Below are 18795 nucleotides of genomic sequence, written 5' to 3'. Positions count from 1 at the left end.
TCCCCCCACATCGGGATACGGAGATGGCGTGGAGGGTGCGGAAGCGGGGGTTCACGGTCGCGGTTCGCCGGGCTCCAGTACGGCGAAGGCGGCCCCCTGGTCGTCGTGCAGCACGGCCATCCGCCCGGCGGGGATGTCGAAGGGCGGCTGGGCCACCCGGCCGCCGAGCTGCACGGCGAGTTCGGCGGCGGCGTCGCAGTCGGCGACGGCGAAGTAGACGAGGAAGTAGCTCGGCATCTCGGCCGGGAACGCGTCCGTGATGACGCTGCGGCCGCCGACCGCGGTGTCCGGACCCGGTTCGGTGCCCTCGGGGGACCACAACCGGAAGTCGACCAGCGCCTCGGAGTCGCCGGAGATGTCGTGGCCCGCCTCGTCCAGGTCGGTCCCGCGGAAGCCGAAGACCTTCTCGTAGAAGGGGTCCACCCGGTCCGGCTGCCGGGTGTAGACCTCGGTCCAGCAGAAGGAGGCGGGGTCGTTCCGCTTCTCGAAGCCCGCGCGTTCCTCCGGCTGCCAGAGCCCGAAGACGGCGCCCCCGGGGTCGGCCGCCTCCGCCACGATCCCGGCGCGCCCCGCCCGTACCGGGTCGGTGATGATCTGGCCGTCGTGCTCGCGGATCGCGGCGACGGTGGCCCGGATGTCGTCGGTGGCGAAGTAGACGCCCCAGGCCGTGGGCATCCGGCCGTCCTTCTTGGCGGCGAGGCCGGCGACCAGGCGGCCGTCGCTGAGCGCGTCCGCGAAGGGCATGCCGCCGCCCGCCCGGAAGGTCCAGCCGAAGAGCCCGCCGTAGAAGCGCTTGCCGGCTTCCAGGTCGGAGAGCTGCACGTCCGCCCAGCACGGCGCGGAATGCGCGAATGCGGCCATGGGACCGGGTCCTTCCGTAGCAGTGACGCCCGTCACAGTCAACGTAACGTCGCACCCAGCCCCGCGCGCCCCGGACGCACCTAAAGGGAACCTTTGACCGATTGGTGAAGAAGGCGCTCACCATGTGGACGAAAGTTGTCCACCGGAGTTGTCCACAGGCTGTTGATAACATTTACTCCGGCCGCACCCCTGGCCTCACCCCGGTCGCACCCCGGGCTCCGAGGCCTCGCGCCCGGCGGCCGAAAACCGCCGCTCATCGCCGCTGCGCACCCGCCCGGTCCTGCGGCGTTCCCCATTTGCAGTCGGCCGAATCGCGCTCCCATCACCCCTCGGTAAGCTGACGGCATGACAGGACAAGTACGCACCGTCGACGGCCGCGTGGCCGGTCGACGCGGTCAGGCGACGCGGCAGAAGCTGCTCGACTGCCTCAGCGAGATGCTCAGCTCCTCGCCGTACCGGGACGTCAAAGTCATCGACGTCGCCCGGAAGGCCGGGACTTCACCCGCGACTTTCTACCAGTACTTCCCCGATGTGGAGGGCGCCGTCCTCGACATCGCCGAGGAAGTCGCCAAGGAGGGCGCCGGACTGACCGAACTGGTCGCCGGGCGCTCCTGGGTCGGCAAGGCCGGCTGGACGACCTCCGAAGAACTCGTCGAGGGGTTCCTCGACTTCTGGCGCCACAACGACGCGATCCTCCGCGTGATCGACCTCGGTGCGGCCGAGGGGGACAAGCGGTTCTACAAGATCCGCATGAAGATCCTGAACTCGGTCACCAACTCCCTCACGGATTCCGTGAAGGAGCTCCAGAGCAAGGGCAAGGTCGACAAGGACGTCAGTCCGGCGGCGATGGCGGGCTCCCTGGTGGCGATGCTGGCCGCGGTCGCCTCGCACCAGAAGGGTTTCACCACCTGGGGCGTGAAGCAGGCCGAACTGCGCCCCAACCTGGCTCTGTTGGTGCATCTCGGCATCACCGGCAAGAAGCCGACGAAGTAAGCGGTCCGGGGCGCGGGAGGACTACCGGCCCCGGACGCCCCTCACCACCGGGCGGGCACCCGCCCACCCGGACGCCCCACGTCCTGTCTCACCGACGGCGGACCACCCACGAACCCCTGCGGGTGGTCCGCCGTCGGCGTGCCCGGAGGACCGGGACGAAGCATCGGGCGCGCCGCCCGCTACCGTCTCTCCAGCCGGAACAGCCGGATCTGCCGTTCCAGCCGCCGCTGGTACGCCGCGTACGGCGGCCAGAACGCTAGTGCGGCCTCCCACACCCGCTCCCGGTCCTCACCCTCCAGCAGGCTCGCGCGCACCGGGATGTCCCGGCCGCGCCAGTTCACGACGGCCGCGCCCCCGTGGGCCAGCAGATTCGCGGTCCAGGCCGGGTGACCCGGGCGCCCGAAGTTGCTGCCGACCAGGATCCAGCTGCCCTCCACCTCGCCCTCCGGCATGCAGGCGAGCGGCGTGGTCCTCGGCCGCCCCGTGCGCGCCCCCGGCACCGTGAGGACGAGCCCGGGCAGCATCCGGGCGCTGAGCAGCACCTTTCCCCGGGTGAGCCGGTGCACGGCCCGGTCCAGTGCGGGGACCACGTGCGGGGCGATCCGTCCGAAGGCGCGGGTCGAGGAGACCTTCTGGACCAGGCGCACACCACGGGCGGCGGTCATCGGACGCCCGCCCCGGGTGCTGCGGCGAGCGGCATCCGATCGGGCCCGAAGAGCCCGGCCCGCCGCGCCGCGTTCTCGCGCAGCCGGTGGACCGGGCCGAAGAGCAGTTCGTCGCCCGCCGCCCGCTTGAGATACCGGTGCGCCTCGTGCTCCCAGGTGAAGCCGATGCCGCCGTGCAGCTGGATGGCCTCACCGGTCGTGATCCGGGCCGCCTCCAGGGCCTGGGCGAGCGCCAGGGGCCCGGCCTCCGGGTCCCGGGCGGCGTGGTGCGCGGCGGAGCGGGCCGCCTCGACCCGTACGTAGAGGTCGGCGAGGCGGTGCTTGACGGCCTGGAACGAACCGATGGCTCTGCCGAACTGCTCGCGCGTCTTCACGTACTCCACGGTGCGCTCCAGGGCGCTCGCCGCCGTCCCGACCGCCTCTGCGGCGAGGATCGCGGCGGCCGTGCGCCCGGCGGCGGCGAGGGCGGCGGCCGCGTCGGCGGTGTCGTCCGCGCCGAGGAGCTCGGCCGGGGTGTCGCGCAGCTCGACGCGGGCCAGCGGGCGGGTCTCGTCGAGCGCGGTGAGCCGGGTGCGTACCAGCCCCGCCGCTCCGGCGTCGACCAGGAAGAGGAGAGTACGGCTGCGCGGGTAGCCCCCGGCGTGGGCGGCGACCAGGAGCAGTCCCGCGCTGTGTCCGTCCAGGACCCGGTCGGCCTCCCCGTAGAGCCGCCGGCCGCCGCCCTCCCCGGGCCCGCGGGCCTGGATGCCGCCGGCCCGGCCGCCGCCCGCCCAGGCCCCGTCGGCGTTGTCGCCGGTGAGACCGAGGGCGGTGGAGAGCGATCCGCCGGGGACGGCGAGGGAGGCGGTCAGGGCTCCCCCGGCGATCCGGGGGAGCAGGGCGGCCCGCTGGTCCGGGGTGCCGAGAGCGGCGATCAGGGGTGCGGCCAGGGCGGCGGTGGCGAGCAGCGGTGTGGGCAGCAGGGCCCGCCCGGTCTCCTCGCAGGCGAGGGCCAGCTCGGTCACCGTGCACCCGGCCCCGCCGTACTCCTCCGCGAGCGCGAGGCCCGGCAGCCCGAGATCCCCGGCGAGCCTGCGCCACAGGGCCGGGTCGTAGCCCTCGGCGGTGCGCACGGCGGCGGGGATCGCGTCGGGGCCGGCGCTCCGGGCGAGCAGTTCGCGCAGGGTGCGGCGGATCTCGTGCTGTTCCGCGGTGAAGGCGGCGTCCATCTGCGGGCTCCTTCCACCCAGGGACCGACGAGCCGGCCCCGGATCTGACGAGCCGTCATATTAGGTGCGGGGGGCGGGAATTCCCAGGGTCCCGCACACGCCCGGACGGCGGAAGCCGTCGGGCGCGAACGATGCGCGCACGCTTGCGGCGACCACCACTATCTGATGTACCGTCAGATTCATGGCCCCAGCCCCGGCTTCCCTCGATCCGGCTTCCTCAGACCAGGCCCCTCCCGACCCGGCCCGTTCCGACCCGGGTTCCTCCCGCCAGGCGTCCGCCGCCCCGGACCGCTCCGCCCCGGCCGCCTCCCGCCGTCCGCGCAAGGTCGCCGTCGTCGGCGTGGCGCTCGCGGACTGCGGCCGGGTCGACGACGCCACTCCGTACGCCCTGCACGCCCAGGCCGCCCGCCGCGCGCTCGCCGACTCCGGCCTCGACCGCTCGGTCGTCGACGGCTTCGCCTCGGCGGGGCTCGGGGCGCTCGCCCCGGTGGAGGTCGCCGAGTATCTGGGACTGCGGCCCACCTGGGTCGACTCCACGGCGGTGGGCGGCGCCACCTGGGAGGTGATGGCCGCCCACGCGGCGGACGCCATCGCCGCGGGCCGGGCCCGTGCCGTTCTCCTGGTGTACGGATCGACGGCCCGCGCCGACATCAAGGCGGGCCGCCGCACGTCGAACCTGTCGTTCGGGGCGCGGGGGCCTTCGCAGTTCGAAGTGCCGTACGGGCACTCGCTGATCGCCAAGTACGCCATGGCCGCCCGCCGCCACATGCACGAGTACGGCACCACGCTGGAGCAGCTCGCCGAGGTGGCGGTGACGGCACGGGCGAACGCGGCGGTGAACCCGGAGGCGATGTTCCGGGACCCGATCACGGTCGACGACGTCCTCTCCGGCCCGATGATCGCGGACCCGTTCACCAAGCTGCACTGCTGCATCCGCAGCGACGGGGGCTGCGCGGTGCTGCTGGCCGCCGAGGAGTACGTACCCGACACGGCGAAAGGGCCGGTCTGGATCCTGGGGACCGGGGAACACGTCTCGCACTCCACGATGTCCGAGTGGGAGGACTTCACGGTCTCCCCCGCCGCCGTCTCCGGCCGCCTGGCCTTCGAGCGGGCCGGGGTGCGGCCCGCCGACATCGATCTGGCCGAGATCTACGACGCGTTCACGTACATGACGCTGGTGACCCTGGAGGACCTGGGTTTCTGCGCGAAGGGCGAGGGCGGCGCGTTCGTCGAGAACGGCCGCACCGGGCTGCGCGGCGAGCTCCCGGTGAACACGGACGGCGGCGGCCTGTCCGCCTGCCACCCCGGGATGCGGGGACTGTTCCTGCTGGTGGAGGCGGTACGACAGCTGCGCGGCGAGGCCGGCGAACGCCAGGTGCGCAAGGCCCGGGGCCGCCTCCCGGAGCTGGCGGTGGCCTCCGGGACGGGTGGCTGGTTCTGCTCGTCGGGGACGGTGGTGCTGGGGCGGGGGTGAGCGCGTGCGGGCACGTGCCGCTCAGTCACCCCCGCGCCCCCACGCGTCCTCGTCACCGACCCGATCCTCCGTGCCGAAGAGGTCGTCCGCCTCGCGGCGCATCGCCGCGCCGTCCACCCGCGCGTGCCCCTTCAGGAAGGCGCCCGCGTGGGCGGCGGCTTCCTCCGGCGTCGCGTACCGGACATCCGCTTCGGCCGCCCCCCGCGTCCCGTCCGCACCCACGCCGGTCCACCGCCAGCCGCCAGACCCTGGCTCCCGGGTCACCTCGGCCGTTCCGCCGCACAGTTCGACGGTCCGGTTCGCCGACACCGGGCGACTGACGGCTTCGGGCCACTTCTTCCGCGCACCCTGCCGGGTGATACCCCACACGGACCCCAGTTGTTCATAGCTCGCGCCGTAGGTCCCGGCAGTGCCTGCCGCGGTCGCCGTCAGCCGCTTGACCTCCGTGTCCACCACCTTCCACGCGGCCAGGACGGACAACGCCACCTCGACGGGCTCCGCCTCCCCCTTACGGTCCTCGGGCAGCCCCGACAGCCGGGAGCGGATGGCCGACGCGAGGGGGTCGAGGGCGTCATGGAGCGCCTTGTCGAGCTCCACCTGTTCTTCCGGAGTGATCCCGAATGCAGTCATGCGACAACCATAGTTACCATCGATAAGTCGTAAACTGTTGTTGTCGGCGGGCTCGTGCGTGAAGCGCGGTGCCCCTTGCCGCCCCCTCACGGCCGGACCAGATGAAATGACCCCATGAGCGAACTCGACTCCCCCGCCCCGCAGCCCTTCGACGAACTCCTGCACGCCCAGCGCGTCTGGGACACCGAGCTGCCGTCCTTCGATCCGGCGTCGGCCCCGCCCGCCCCGGTCCCCCTCTTCCACACCTGGTTCGCCGAGGCCGTGACCGCCGGGCAGGCCGAGCCGCACGCGATGTCGCTGGCCACGGCCGACACCGAAGGCCTCCCCGACGTACGCACGCTGCTCCTCCACGACGCCGACGAGCGCGGCTTCCACTTCGCCTCCCACGCCACCAGCGCCAAGGGCCACCAGCTCGCCGCCCGCCCGCACGCCGCGCTCGGCTTCTACTGGCCCGCACAAGGCCGGCAGGTAAGGGTCCGGGGCCCCGTCGTCCGCTGCACGCCCGCCGAGAGCCACGCCGACCTGCACGCCCGGTCCACCGGGGCGCTCGCCGCCGCGCTGACCGGGGCGCAGAGCGAGGTCGTGGGCTCCGTGGCTGAGCTGCACCGGGCGGCGGACGCGGCCTGGGACCGGGCCCGGGCGGAACCGGACACGGAGGCTCCGACCTGGACCCGGTACGTGGTCGAGCCGGCCGAGGTCGAGTTCTTCCAGGGCGACGCCCGGCGCCGCCACATCCGGCTGCGCTACCGGCGGCAGGAGGACGGCGGCTGGGCGCGCGAGCTGCTCTGGCCGTGACCGGCGCGGGCGGCCCCGGGCCGTTCCGGCCGGACTCGCACAGACCGGACTCACACAGACCGGTGCAGACAGCACTTTTATCCTGTTCTCACCGTAAAGGGGCACTATGGGAGTCAGGTGAGAGGCGAGCTGTTGGGAGGCACCGATGCCACGAGCCCGTTCGCGCTACGCCCCCGACCGGGGCCTGACCGGTCGCATGGTCACCACCATGTTCCTGATCGGTCTGCTCTACGTCGTCTTCGTGGGCGTGCTCCTCGCCGCCCTGCGGGGCTCCTGGCCGATCATCCTGCTCATCACGGGCGGCCTGTTCATCGCCCAGTTCTGGTTCAGTGACCGCATCGCCGCGTACGGCATGGGGGCCCGCGAGGTCACCCCCGAGCAGGCCCCCGAACTGCACGGCACCATCGACCGGATCTGCGCGCTGGCGGACATGCCGAAGCCCAAGGTGGCCATCGCCGAGAGCGACGTGCCGAACGCGTTCGCCACCGGCCGGAGCGAGAAGACGGCCCTGGTCTGCGCGACGACGGGCCTGCTGCGCAGACTGGAGCCGGAGGAGTTGGAGGGCGTCCTCGCCCACGAGATGTCGCACGTCGCGCACCGGGACGTGGCCGTCATGACGATCGCCTCGTTCCTCGGGGTGCTGGCGGGCATCGTCACCCGTATCGCCCTGTGGGGCGGGTTCGCCCGCAGCAGGCCCGGCAACGACCCGGCGGGCATCCTCCTGCTGCTGATCCCGCTGATCAGCGCCGTCGTGTACGCGATCAGCTTCCTGCTGACCCGGCTGCTGTCCCGCTACCGCGAGCTGTCCGCCGACCGGGCCGCCGCCCTGCTCACCGGGCGGCCCTCCGCGCTCGCCTCCGCCCTGACGAAGGTCAGCGGGCAGATGGCCCGCATCCCGACCGAGGACCTGCGGAAGGCGGAGCCGTACAACGCCTTCTACTTCGTGCCGGCGTTCTCCGCGAAGGAGTCCCTGGGCCGCCTGTTCTCGTCCCACCCGACGCTGGAGCAGCGCCTGGACCAGCTGTCCCGCATCTCCGCCGACCTGTCCCGCTGAGCACGCAGCAAAGAGCCGGCCTGTCCCGCTGAGCACGCAGTAAAGAACAGTGAGGAGTTACGCCCGTGGGCCTGCTCGACGCGATCCTCGGCCGGAGCAAACCGGTCCGCCCCGACCTCGACCAGCTCTTCGCCGTCCCCTCCGCCGCCCTCACCCTCCAGGCCGCCGCCGGCTTCGCACCGACCGGCCTGGGATCGGTCTGCTTCGCGGGCGTGGAGGGCGGCGGCTTCGCCCGGCTCGAGGAGGACGTACGCGAACTGCTGGACGCGGACACGGAGCGCGGCGGCATCCCGGTGGAGTTCAGCCGGGACGCGTACGGCTACACCTGGCTGCTCGCCCGCCACCCGGCCGACGACTCCGCCGCCCTGGTCAACGACCTCCACGCGGTGAACACCCTGCTCCAGGACGGCGGCTTCGGCCCGCATCTTCTCTGCTCGCTGATCGGTTTCCGGGCCGAGGAGGGTGCGGAGAGCCGGTCGCTGGCGCTGGTCTACCTCTACAAGCGCGGCACGTTCTATCCGTTCGCCCCGCTCCCCGGAGGCGCCGAGAAGCGGGACAACCAGCTGGAACTCCAGGTGCGGGGCGTCCTCGGGGACGACCTCCGGGTGGAGAAGGACCTGTCCCGGTGGTTCCCGGTGTGGGGCGCGCCGGGGCTGTGATCAGCCGCTGACGGTGATGGTGGTGGCGGTGGCGTGGCCCAGGAACGCGGTCCAGGCGGCCGGGGCGACGGCGAAGGTGGGCCCGTCGGTGACCTTGGAGTCGCGGACGTGGACGGTGTGGGGGCAGGTGGCGACCTCCACGCAGGCCCCGCCCTCGTTGTTGCTGTAACTGGACTTGTGCCAGTCGTAGGCGACTTCGATGCACTCGCCGCCTTCGTTGTTGCTGTAACTGGACGTGAACCAGAACAGTTCGGGTCCGGTCATCACAGTTCCGCCGCCTTCTTCTCCATGAGCTCCGCAGACTCCCAGGGGTTGAGCGCCTGCGCCCGCAGGGTTCCGAAAAGGTCGAAGAGGTCGCTGACCCGTTCGGGCTTGAGGATCAACGTAGTGCCCCCTTGTCCCTCCTGATACACGAGGTGGCGCCCTTCCTCCGTGGCCATCAACTTCATGGGGCCGTTCAGACCGGCATGGGTGTGGCGACACGTCGGCATCACTTGCAGCGTCAGGTGGTTCATCGTTCGCATGCACTCCAGCAGGTGCCGGATCTGCTCCTTGAGCACCTCCTCGCCACCGAGGGGACGCTCCAGGATCGCTTCCTCGATGACATACCCCACGCGTGGCGGAGTCTTCCGGTTCAACACCGCACCGCGCTCCATCCGGGCTTCGACGTGCCGCACGATCTCCTGCTCCGTGTACGCCGGTACTCGCGCCTCGTACAGTGCCCGCACGTACGCCTCAGTCTGGAGCAATCCCGGGATCACCATCGTCTCGTACGCACTGATGACCCGAGCCAGCCGCTCCAGCCGTACCCAGTCCAGGATCTTCGCGGGGTACTTCTCCTCGTCCACCAGCTCCCCGCACGCCGCCAGCGCCCCGCCCGCCGCGAACGCCCGCTCGGCGTCGGCCAGCAGGTCGCGCGACGGGATGCGTTCCGCCCGCTCGACCGCGCCCATCAGCGACTCCGAGATCAGCAGCTGGTCCGCCGCCGCCTTCTGCGTGAGCCCGGCCCGTACCCGGTGGATTCGGATCAGCTCCCCCACGAGCCGCCGTCCGTGTGTCAGCTCGCCACTCGTCCCCACAGCCATCACCGCCCTCCCCACATCACGTCGATGTGGACCGTGTCCTGCTGGTCACGCTACGCAGTCGGCGGAATGCTCGTAGCCATGACGAGCAAGAAGCACCCCGAATGGGTACCCGCCGCCGGGCACCAACTGCACCTCTCCGGGATCTACTTCGACGCCATCCGGCTCCGGGGCGTCCGGGGCGAGGCCGTGCTCCAGCATCTGGCCACCCTGACGGAGGGCGAGCCGGGCCCGGTGGTGCGGGAGATGGCGGGGGCGCGGTGGACGTACTTCCTGATCCCGCCCGGGTCGAGCGACGGGTACGACTGGCCGCCGGGCGCGATGTGCTTCGGGCCGGCCGCGCGCGACCAGTGGGTGGGCATCCCTGCCCCGGACGGCAACACCTATCCGCTGAGCTGGCGGTGCGGGGCGCCGGAGGAGGACGAGTTCGTGGACGCGGAACTGCTGCACGGGCTGGTGCTGGCCCAGCTCGCCCCGGCGGCGGAGGGCGGGTGAGCAAGGAGGTCGGGTGAGGAAGGAGGGCTGGTGCGCAAGGAGGGCTGGTGCGCACCGTGCATGCGGCTCAGGCCGTGGCCCGGGGATGCCCAGCCCCGGCGTAGGTGATCCAGCAGGTAGCGCGGGCAGTATCGACGAGATACCGGATACGTCCGCTGCCGGTCACCGGGGCCGGAACACCGCCACAGCCTCCCCGGCCTTCCCTGTTCCCGCCTCCCCGGCCCTCTCCGTTCCCGCCTCCCCGCCCCGGAACGTGACCGCCAGCCCCATCCCGATCCGGAGGTCGTCGTGCGCGCACTCCACGATCTCCGTCATCATCCGGGGGCCCTCGGCGAGGTCGACGACGGCCGCGACATACGGGACGCGGGAGCCGAAGGGCGGCAGGTCGTTGCGGTGGACGACGGACCACGTGTAGAGGGTCGCCTCCCCACTCGCGCGCTCCCAGCCGACGTCCTCGCCCCAGCAGTACGGGCAGAACTCCCGCGGGTAGTGATGGGCCCGGCCGCACCCGCCGCAGCGGCGCAGGAGCAGGCGCCCCTCCGCCGCCGCGTCCCAGTAGGGGCGGGTGAAGGCGTCCGGCTCGGGGAGGTCGAAGCGCGGGGCCGTCGCGCGCTGCGGGGTCACGGGAACAGTCCGAGGGCGGAGTCCAGGGACCAGGTCTGCCAGGCCATCGCGAACAGGGCCACCAGGGAGATCAGCGCCATCATCGCGTTCTGCCCCTGCTCGGCCCAGTCGTGGATCATCAGGACCAGGTAGAGCAGGTTGAGGAGGAGCCCGGCGACCAGGGCGACGGGAGTGAGGAATCCCGTCACCAGGCCCAGGCCCAGGGCCAGTTCCGCGTAGACGACGATGTACGCCATCGCCTTCGGGCGCGGTTCGACGATCCGCCGGAAGCCCGTGCGCACCACGCCCCAGCGGTGCTTGCCCGCGACGTCCGCCGCCCAGGCGATGCCCGTGCCGCGCTCGAACCAGCCCTTCTTGTCCTTGTGCCGCCAGCTCTCCAGCCACCACAGGCCGAGGCCTATGCGCAGGACGGCGAGCCATTCCGCGCCACTGAGCCAGATCGTCTGCATCGGGCCTCCGGAGAAAGTTTTCTGACGGTACGTCAGTTCAGCGGATATGCGGGCCCTGCGCAAGGGGGAGGAGACGCGGCACGTGCCGGGAGCATGTGGGGGCGCCGCTCGGCGTCGGCCGGGGCGTGCGGCGCGGGAGGCCCGCCGCCGGGATTCCGAGACGTAGTACGCCGTAAATCCGGCCACCGGACCCCCTCGGCGTTTCGCCGCCCGACCGGTTGGAAACTGACCAACCAGCCTGCAGAGGAGGCCCCTTGCTGGTTCTGCTGGACCATCCAGTGCCGACCTCCGTCGAGCCGCTGCTGGAAGGCGCACACGTACTGCACCGCCCCGTGCTGGGGGCCCGGTCGGGCGCTCTCCGCGGCCGGGCACTGGCCCGGACCCGGCCGGACGTCCTGCTCACCCGGTCCGTCCCCGCGGCCGCCGAGACGGCCGCCTGGGGTGCGGCGGCGGGAGAGCGGCCCCTCGTCGTCGTCCTCCTGGACCGGATCGCCGGACCGGGCGGGGCACGGGGGAGCGCCGCGCGCGTCCACCGCGCGTCCGCCCGCCGCCGATTACCCGGGGCCGGACCGGCCGGATCCCGATTACGCGTGACCGTGTGCCCGTCGGCCGGGCCGGCCGAGTCTCCCGCGGACCTCTACGCACGGGCGCTCGCCATCGCCGAACGCCGCTTTCTGGCCGAGCGGGTCGGCCCGGTGCTCGCCGGGCGGCTCGGCGCCGTCCGGCCGGAGGCGGCCTCGGTCGTCCTGGTGGGCGCCGGTGTGGTGAACCTGCTGACCGGGCTGCGGCTGCTCCGGGCCGGTCACCGCGTGACCTTCTACGACAGCGGCCCCGACCCCCGGTCCGGCGCGCCGTGGACGTCCTTCGGGTGCAGCAGGGGCGGCGGCGACGCCCGGATGTTCACGCTCACCGAGGCCGACGGCTATTTCGGGAGCCCCGGAGGCGGGCCCCTGCCCTTCGCCCGGCCGGTGAAGGAAAAGGGCTGGGGCCTGGCCGACCTGGCCCGCCTCGGACCGGCGGAGAGGGCCTGGACCGAGGACAACGCCCGGGTGCCCGGCTGGCTGGCCCGTTCCCTCACCGAGGACGTCCTGGGCTACAACCTCACCTCCGACCGGCTCTGGCGGGACCTCCGGCACGATGCTCCGGAGCTGTTCCACGGAGTCGGCCTGCGGGAGGGCATCCTGCGGGTCTACAGCGACCAGGCCGTGCTGGAAGCCCATGTGGCACGTCAACGCTCACTCACCGAACGGCACTTCGCGATCCTGTCCGCCGACCGGGTCAGCGCCCGGCACCCGGCGCTGGCCGCGGCGCACCGGGCGGGAGCCTTCGTCGGCGGCATCGAGGTGAGCGGGTTCACCGTGCAGGTGCACCGGTTCCTCGGCACCGTGGCCGCCGCGGCCGAGCGGGCCGGGGCGGTGTTCCACTGGGGACGGCCGGTGGCCGCCCTCGTCCCGGGCGAGGGCGGCGCGCCGGACGGGATCAGCTGCCGTGACGGCGAGACGGTCCGCGCCGACCACTACGTCCTCTCCCCCGGCGCCTACGGGGAAGCGCTGCTGCGCGGCACGGCCTCCGCCGGGCTGATCCACGGAATGGCCGGCGCCTGGCTCACCCTCCCCGATCACGGCCGGGGGCTGAGGAACTCCCTGAAGATCACGCGGAGCGGGCACACGGCGGCCGACGCCAACGTCACCGTCACCGAGGGGCCGGACGGCCGCGCCTTCCTCACCGTCGGATCGGGCTACGGCTGGACGGGCGCCGACCCGGACAACCTCGATCCGACGCAGCTCGACGCGCTCTACGCGGCGGTCGAGGACACGGCCTCCTCCTTCTTCCCCGACGCGTTCGACGAGGCCCGGCGGTCCGGCCTGCTGGAGCGGAGCAGAAGGTACTGCGTGCGGCCCTGGACCGCTTCCAGTCTTCCGGTCTTCGAGACCGTGAGGACCGCCGGAGGCGGTCTCCTCCTCATCACCGGCGGTCACAACACGGGCGGATTCGCCCAGGCCCCCGTGACCGCCGAGGCGGTGGCCGCGGCACTTCGCGGGGAAAGCCACCCGATGCACTTCGACTATCACCCGAATCGACTCCGTATGTTCTACGGACAAGAGGATGCGAGGCTCCCGGAATGACGGACGAAAAGGCCGCGGACGGTACGACGGACGGTACGACGGCATGGCAGCAGCGAGGCAGTTCCTTCGGTGACGGGGTCGACGCCTACGAGACCACCCGGCCGGGATATCCCGTCGAGAGCGTCCGGTGGGTCCTGGGAACCGAACCGCGCGACGTTCTGGACCTCGGCGCGGGCACCGGCCTGCTCACCCGGGTCCTGGCGGCCGAGGGCCACCGGACGCGGGCGGTCGAACCCGACGACGCGATGCGCGCCCGCGTCACCGCCACCGCCCCGGGGGCCGTGGCCCTGGCCGGCAGCGCCGAGAACATCCCCCTACCCGACGCCAGTCTGGACGCGGTGCTGGTCAGCCACGCCTACCACTGGTTCGACCCGGCCCCCGCCCACGCCGAGATAGCGCGCGTACTGCGCCCCGGCGGAGTCCTGGCGACCCTCTGGAACCTCCGTGACGAAGAGGTCCCCTGGTCGGCGGCGCTGTCCGGGATCCTCGCCGACGAGGACACCGGAACCGACCCGCGCACCCCCGCGGCGATCATGTTGCACGGCGCGCTGAAGGCGCTGCGCACCCAGGACGCCGAGTGGCTCACCGGCTGGCTGCGCGATCCCACGTTCGGGCCGGAGTTCGGGGCCGTCGAGCAGGGCTTCTTCCCGCACTCCGAGGCGAAGACGATCGATTCTCTCGTCACGCTCATAAAATCACGGTCGTACTACCTGACGTCTTCCCCGGACCGCCGCCGGGAAATCGAGGAACGTATGCGTGAACTCGCCACCGTGCACCCGGAACTGAAAAGCGGCAACACCTTCGAGCTACCCTACGTAACGGTGGTATTCACCACGGTCCGCACCTGACGGACCGCGAAAAGCGGAACCCCGGAACACCGGAACACCGGAACACGGAAAGCCGGAGACCCGGAAAGGAAAGCCGGGAACCGGAAAGCCGGGAACCGAAACGTCATCGCCGAAAGGGAACACGGTGCTCTCACCCGTCGCCGCGTCCGTCCGCTCCGCACGGGACGGCGGAAAGGCACGCTGGGAAGGCTTCTTCACCGGACACCGGGTCTGGGACGGGACGCGCGTCGCGGAGAGCGCCAAACGGCTCCTCGGCATGGACACCGCGGCCGTGGCGAGGGCCGCCGGCGAGGTGGTGCGGCCGTACCGGGCCCAGCCGGGCAGCGCCGCCCCGTCTCTCCTGCTGCACACCACCACACCCCTGCTCAAGGCGTTCGACGGCGACCTGGCCGCTCTGCTGAGCGGCCAGGAACCCCACGACGTGACCACGTACGTCGAAGCCAGGTCGGTGTATCTGGGCACCCCCGACGACCTCACCCTCGGCCGTACCGCGCCCTGGGCCGAGGCCGCGGCGCTCCGGGGCGTCCCCGCCGTCGACATCGGCGACCTGGACCACTACTACCTGACCCACGCCCTGCTGCTCATGGCGGAGGCGCACGAGGAGCGGGCCGACACTCCTCTGCGCCATGTCATCGACTGGCTGCGCGACCGGCCCGACGCGGTGGTCCGGTTGTACGCGCTGGACGTGGAGACACAGATCTTCCTGCTCTGGCTGCTCCGCAGGACCGGGCTGTCCGAGCTGGCCACGGACGCCAACAGCCCTGCGGTCGCCACCGAGTGGAACCGGAAGAACCACATCCACCCCACGGTGGCCGCCGCCCGTGCGATGCCCGCCCCCGCACGGGAGCTGCCCCCCGAGGAGCTGCTCGCCGCCGAGCAGCGGCTCGGCCGGGCCCATCAGCGGCTGGGGCTCACCGTCCCGGTCCTGCCGGGCTACACGATCGCCCGGACCGGCGTCGACCGGGACGCCTTCGTGACCGACGTGCTCGATGCCGCCGCCCTGCTCCGGACCCGGTACGGCCTGGCCCGGGCCGCACTCAAGCCCGCAGACGCGGGTGACGGGGCGCGCATCGTGGGCAACCTGGACCTCGCCGACACCGACCGGCTGGCCGCGGAGGCCCGGAGCGCGCACGCGGTCGGGGACGACCACCTCCTGGAGGCCTGGGTCACCTTCCTCACCGTCTCCCTGGGCGACGAAGAGGCCGGGCCCGGCGCTCCGGAAACCGGCTCCCCGGAAACGGGGCCCGGCTCCCCGGCCGCCCGCCGCGTCCCGGTCGTGCCGTCGGGGCACATCCGCCACGGGCAGGTCGCCGAAGGGCTGACCCTCCAGATGCTCGACGGCTACTCCTGGCGGGGCAACGACTACGTCGACGAGGCCGGCTGGACCGCTCTCGGGCTGCCCCCGGACGCCTACCGGACCGTCCGCGCCGCCCTGGAGTCCGTCCGCGCGGCTTTCCAGGGCCCCGAGAGCATCGCGGACGGCAGCCACGGCGGGCTGGTCACCGGCGGCATCGACTTCGCCGTGGGCCGGCTCGGCGGCGCGTTCGGCGACCGCCTCCTCGTCGGGGCGATCGACTTCAACCTCTCCGCGCACGGCGCCGAGAGCCTGCGCACCTTCCGGGACCGCGCCCGGGAGCAGGGGGTCGACGAGCCGTACGCGGCCACCCGCGTCTTCCTGCCACCGGCGGACCGGACACTCCATCAGATGGCCGCGACGGCCCGGTCCATGGCCGCGCCGGGCGCCCTGCTGGAGGCGGTGGCCTGCGTCCCGCGACGGTGGGGCATGGTCGCCGCCACCGGCGCCGAACCGACCGTCGCCGCCGCCCGGGCCGAGGCTCTGGTAGCGGCCCTGACCGCCCCCGGCCCCCGCCCGCGATCGACCGAACCCCGCCCGTGATCAATTCGCAATCGATTTCGCTCTTGACCGAGACCCATCAACAGAGCGGACGATTACGCTCCGAACCATGCCCAACAGCCCGTCCCCCACCGGCAGTGACGCCGCCGCCCTCACCGACCGTACGGACGACCGTCCCGTCTACGTCATCGGCGGCGGCCCCGGAGGTCTCGCCGCCGCCGCCGCGCTGCGCGCCCGTGGCGTACGGACCGTGGTCCTGGAGAAGTCGGGCCGGGTCGGCGCGTCCTGGCGCGGCCACTACGACCGGCTGCACCTGCACACGACCCGCCGCTGGTCGGCCCTGCCGGGGCTGAGGATGCCGCGCGGGTTCGGGCGGTGGGTGGGCCGGGACGACGTGGTGCGGTATCTGGAGAAGTACACCGAGCACCACGGGCTGGAAGTCGTCACCGGCGTCGAGGTGACGAGGATCGACCGGGCCCCCGACGGCTCCGGCGACTGGCAGCTCACGGCGACGGGCGGACGGGTCCTGCGGGGCCGCGCGGTCGTCGTCGCCACCGGCTTCAACCACACCCCGCGCATCCCCGACTGGCCGGGCCGCGACACGTTCACGGGCGAACTGCTGCACGCCGCGCAGTACCGCGCGCCGGCCCCGTACACGGACCGGGACGTCCTGGTCGTCGGCATCGGCAACACGGGCGCGGAGATCGCCGCCGACCTCGCGGAGGGCGGCGCCTCCCGGGTGCGCATCGCGGTCCGGACGGTCCCGCACATCGTCCGCCGCTCCACCGCGGGCTGGCCGGCCCAGGCCACCGGCATCCTGGTCCGCCGCCTCCCGGTGCGGCTCGTCGACCGCGCGGGGGCCGTGATGTGCCGGATAGCCGTGCCCGACCTGGCCGCCCAGGGCCTCCCCCGCCCCGACACCGGCCTGTACTCCCGGGTCCGCCAGGGCGCGATCCCGGTCCAGGACGTCGGGTTGATCGACGCGGTCCGGACCGGCGCGGTCACCCCGGTGGCGACGGTCGCCTCCTTCGACAAGGACACGGTGGTCCTGGCCGACGGCACCCGCCTCACCCCGGACGCCGTCATCGCCGCCACCGGCTACGACCGCGCGCTGGAGCCCCTGCTCGGCCACCTGGACGTCCTGGACGGGCGGGGGCGCCCGGTCGCCCACGGCGGACGCTCGCCGAAGGACGCCCCGGGGCTCTACTTCACCGGCTTCACCAACCCGATCAGCGGGATGCTGCGCGAAATGGCCCTGGACGCCGAGAAGATCGCGAAGAGGGTGGCCCGCGCGTCGCGCCGAGGGCCCGGAAGCCCCGTGTGACCGAGGTCCCGAAACCCCGTGCGCCGTGGGGCGAAGGGCGGCACCGCCCCGGTCAGACCTCCGACAGGGCCGATTCCGCCGGGTCGTCCCCGTCGGTCGGGTCGTCCCCGTCGGTCACCGGCGCGTCGCCGCCGATGACGCCGACGCGCCGCAGCACGACGGCGGACACGACCGAGAGCAGCAGGGTGCACGCCGCGGCGACGATCATCGCGGTGTTCATCCCGGAGGTCGCCGCCTCCTTGGCCTGGTCGAGCCAGCCGGCAGGCATGCGCTGCGCCGAGGAGACCGCGCCGGCGAGGCTGTCACCCGCGACGTCGGCCACCTCGGACGGGACACCGGCGGGCATGGTGTCGTCGACCCGGTCGCGGTAGACCGCGGTGGCCAGGCTGCCCAGGACCGCCACACCCAGGGCGAGGCCCAACTCCTGCACGGTCTCCGACATCGCCGAGGCCGAGCCCGCCTTGTCCGCCGGCGCGGCGCCGACCACCAGATCCGTGCCCAGGGCCGCGATCGCCCCGAGCCCGAGGTAGACGAGGCCGAAACCGATCACCATCAGGGCGATGCCGTCCGAGGCGTCCACCAGGGCGAGCAGCACGTAACCGACCGTGGACAGCGCCAGGGTGGCCGCCACCACGATGCCCGGCTCCACCCGGCGGGCGACCAGGGGTGACCCGATCGCCGCCAGGAACATCATCAGGGCCGGCGGTCCCATCCACAGGCCCGCCTCGACGGGGGGCAGCCCCTCGACGAACTGGAGCTGCTGGGTGATCAGCAGCATCGAGCCGCCGACGCCGACGAGGCCCACGAGCAGCACGCTCAGCGCGGCGCTGAACGTCCGGTCGGCGAACAGGCGCACGTCCAGCAGCGGGTTCGCCAGCCCGGCCTGGCGCCGGACGAACAGCACCGCGAAGACGACGCCGATCAGCGCGGCGGCGATCGTGGGTCCGCCGGGGCCGTCCTCGGCGAACCGCTTCACCGCGTAGACCACCGGCAGGATCGCGAACAGCGACAGCACGACGCCGAGCAGGTCGAACGGGCCGCTCCGCGGCGCCCGGTACTCGGGGACCAGGACCGGAGCGGCCACCAGCAGCACGATCGCGACCGGGACCGCGAGGAGGAACACCGAACCCCACCAGAAGTGGTCCAGCATCACTCCGCCGACCACCGGCCCGAGCGCCATGCCGAGCGCGAAGCTCGTCGCCCAGACCCCGATGGCCAGGGAGCGCTGACGCTGGTCGGCGAACATGTTGCTGATCAGGGCCAGCGTGGACGGCATCAGTGTGGCCCCGGCGATCCCCAGGGCCGCGCGCGCGACGATGAGCAGCTCGGCGCTGGTGGACCAGGCCGCCAGCAGCGAGACGGCCCCGAAGGCCACGGCCCCGGCCATCAGCAGCTTGCGACGGCCGATCCGGTCGCCCAGCGTGCCCATGGTGAGCAGGAAGCCGGCGATCAGGAACCCGTAGGCGTCCATGATCCACAGCTCCTGGGCGCCGGACGGCCGCAGGTCCTCCGCCAGCGAGGGGAGAGCCAGGTACAGCACGGTGAGGTCGAGGCCCAGCAACACGGTGGGCAACGCGAGGAGGGCCAGTCCTCCCCACTCCCGGGCACCCGCTCTGCGTACGGTCGGTGTGGACATGGAACTCCCCTGCGTTT

General features: G+C 72.8%; 19 protein-coding genes. 10 read left to right on the top strand and 9 right to left on the bottom strand.

Going from position 1 to position 18795, the window contains the following annotated elements; translation table 11 throughout:
- Positions 1-51 precede the first annotated feature (51 nt).
- Positions 52-861 (bottom strand): VOC family protein, encoded by an 810-nt coding sequence (locus tag ACIRJT_RS01180; protein WP_403902944.1) that lies wholly within the window; start codon positions 859-861, stop codon positions 52-54.
- 345 nt (positions 862-1206) lie between these two features.
- On the opposite strand from ACIRJT_RS01180, the gene ACIRJT_RS01175 reads away from it, so the two are divergent.
- Positions 1207-1854 carry a TetR family transcriptional regulator gene (locus ACIRJT_RS01175; protein WP_403902941.1) on the top strand — a complete coding sequence of 216 codons (648 nt, stop codon included), beginning with the start codon at positions 1207-1209 and terminating at the stop codon, positions 1852-1854.
- Between the two features lie 179 nt (positions 1855-2033).
- On the opposite strand, the gene ACIRJT_RS01170 is transcribed toward ACIRJT_RS01175, so the two are convergent.
- Both ACIRJT_RS01170 and ACIRJT_RS01165 read right to left on the bottom strand, forming a co-directional pair.
- Positions 2034-2519, bottom strand: coding sequence for a nitroreductase family deazaflavin-dependent oxidoreductase (locus ACIRJT_RS01170; protein WP_403902939.1), 486 nt, complete (start codon positions 2517-2519; stop codon positions 2034-2036).
- Positions 2516-3727 (bottom strand): acyl-CoA dehydrogenase family protein, encoded by a 1212-nt coding sequence (locus tag ACIRJT_RS01165; protein WP_403902938.1) that lies wholly within the window; start codon positions 3725-3727, stop codon positions 2516-2518. Before ACIRJT_RS01165 ends, ACIRJT_RS01170 begins: the two co-directional genes overlap by 4 nt.
- Positions 3728-4067: 340 nt before the next feature.
- Between ACIRJT_RS01165 and ACIRJT_RS01160 the strand changes: the two genes are divergently transcribed.
- Positions 4068-5201 (top strand): thiolase C-terminal domain-containing protein, encoded by a 1134-nt coding sequence (locus ACIRJT_RS01160; RefSeq protein WP_403904390.1) that lies wholly within the window; start codon positions 4068-4070, stop codon positions 5199-5201.
- Between the two features lie 21 nt (positions 5202-5222).
- Here ACIRJT_RS01160 and ACIRJT_RS01155 read toward each other — a convergent pair whose 3' ends face one another.
- Complete coding sequence (locus tag ACIRJT_RS01155; protein WP_403902937.1) at positions 5223-5831, bottom strand: hypothetical protein; 609 nt, start codon at positions 5829-5831, stop codon at positions 5223-5225.
- Between the two features lie 114 nt (positions 5832-5945).
- On the opposite strand from ACIRJT_RS01155, the gene ACIRJT_RS01150 reads away from it, so the two are divergent.
- From ACIRJT_RS01150 to ACIRJT_RS01140, 3 genes are all read left to right on the top strand, one after another.
- Complete coding sequence (locus ACIRJT_RS01150) at positions 5946-6626, top strand: pyridoxal 5'-phosphate synthase (RefSeq protein WP_403902935.1); 681 nt, start codon at positions 5946-5948, stop codon at positions 6624-6626.
- Positions 6627-6771: 145 nt separating this feature from the next.
- Entirely contained in the window at positions 6772-7680 is a 909-nt protein-coding gene (gene htpX, locus ACIRJT_RS01145) for a zinc metalloprotease HtpX (RefSeq protein ID WP_403902934.1), read from the top strand.
- Positions 7681-7745: 65 nt separating this feature from the next.
- The gene (locus tag ACIRJT_RS01140) at positions 7746-8339 is read left to right on the top strand and encodes a hypothetical protein (RefSeq protein WP_403902932.1); all 594 of its coding nucleotides are present in this window, start codon (positions 7746-7748) and stop codon (positions 8337-8339) included.
- Here ACIRJT_RS01140 and ACIRJT_RS01135 read toward each other — a convergent pair whose 3' ends face one another.
- On the bottom strand, positions 8340-8603 hold the full coding sequence (locus ACIRJT_RS01135) for a DUF397 domain-containing protein (RefSeq protein WP_403902931.1): 264 nt from the start codon (positions 8601-8603) through the stop codon (positions 8340-8342).
- Positions 8603-9424, bottom strand: a complete 822-nt coding sequence (locus tag ACIRJT_RS01130; protein WP_403902929.1) for a Scr1 family TA system antitoxin-like transcriptional regulator — start codon at positions 9422-9424, stop codon at positions 8603-8605. Before ACIRJT_RS01130 ends, ACIRJT_RS01135 begins: the two co-directional genes overlap by 1 nt.
- 78 nt (positions 9425-9502) lie before the next feature.
- Here ACIRJT_RS01130 and ACIRJT_RS01125 point away from each other — a divergent pair, with 78 nt between their 5' ends.
- On the top strand, positions 9503-9916 hold the full coding sequence (locus ACIRJT_RS01125) for a hypothetical protein (protein ID WP_403902923.1): 414 nt from the start codon (positions 9503-9505) through the stop codon (positions 9914-9916).
- Positions 9917-10078: 162 nt separating this feature from the next.
- Here ACIRJT_RS01125 and ACIRJT_RS01120 read toward each other — a convergent pair whose 3' ends face one another.
- Together ACIRJT_RS01120 and ACIRJT_RS01115 are read right to left on the bottom strand one after the other, a co-directional pair.
- The gene (locus ACIRJT_RS01120) at positions 10079-10540 is read right to left on the bottom strand and encodes a Zn-ribbon domain-containing OB-fold protein (protein WP_403902922.1); all 462 of its coding nucleotides are present in this window, start codon (positions 10538-10540) and stop codon (positions 10079-10081) included.
- On the bottom strand, positions 10537-10989 hold the full coding sequence (locus ACIRJT_RS01115) for a DoxX family protein (RefSeq protein WP_403902920.1): 453 nt from the start codon (positions 10987-10989) through the stop codon (positions 10537-10539). The genes ACIRJT_RS01120 and ACIRJT_RS01115 overlap by 4 nt, the downstream gene beginning before the upstream one ends.
- A 254-nt stretch (positions 10990-11243) precedes the next feature.
- Here ACIRJT_RS01115 and ACIRJT_RS01110 point away from each other — a divergent pair, with 254 nt between their 5' ends.
- From ACIRJT_RS01110 to ACIRJT_RS01095, 4 genes are all read left to right on the top strand, one after another.
- Positions 11244-13115 (top strand): FAD-dependent oxidoreductase, encoded by a 1872-nt coding sequence (locus tag ACIRJT_RS01110; RefSeq protein WP_403902917.1) that lies wholly within the window; start codon positions 11244-11246, stop codon positions 13113-13115.
- The gene (locus ACIRJT_RS01105) at positions 13112-13963 is read left to right on the top strand and encodes a class I SAM-dependent methyltransferase (RefSeq protein ID WP_403902915.1); all 852 of its coding nucleotides are present in this window, start codon (positions 13112-13114) and stop codon (positions 13961-13963) included. The genes ACIRJT_RS01110 and ACIRJT_RS01105 overlap by 4 nt, the downstream gene beginning before the upstream one ends.
- 124 nt (positions 13964-14087) lie before the next feature.
- Positions 14088-15860, top strand: coding sequence for a hypothetical protein (locus tag ACIRJT_RS01100; RefSeq protein WP_403902912.1), 1773 nt, complete (start codon positions 14088-14090; stop codon positions 15858-15860).
- 67 nt (positions 15861-15927) lie between these two features.
- A complete protein-coding gene (locus ACIRJT_RS01095) occupies positions 15928-17142 on the top strand; it encodes a flavin-containing monooxygenase (protein ID WP_403902909.1) in 1215 nt (404 codons plus the stop codon).
- Positions 17143-17194: 52 nt separating this feature from the next.
- On the opposite strand, the gene ACIRJT_RS01090 is transcribed toward ACIRJT_RS01095, so the two are convergent.
- The gene (locus ACIRJT_RS01090; protein WP_403902907.1) at positions 17195-18778 is read right to left on the bottom strand and encodes an MFS transporter; all 1584 of its coding nucleotides are present in this window, start codon (positions 18776-18778) and stop codon (positions 17195-17197) included.
- Positions 18779-18795: the final 17 nt, after the last annotated feature.

It is taken from the genome of Streptomyces sp. NPDC102283, from assembly GCF_044766265.1.
Taxonomy (GTDB): Bacteria; Actinomycetota; Actinomycetes; order Streptomycetales; family Streptomycetaceae; genus Streptomyces.
The sequence above is the reverse complement of the archived record's forward strand: the minus strand, read 5'-3'. Positions and strand labels throughout refer to the sequence as shown.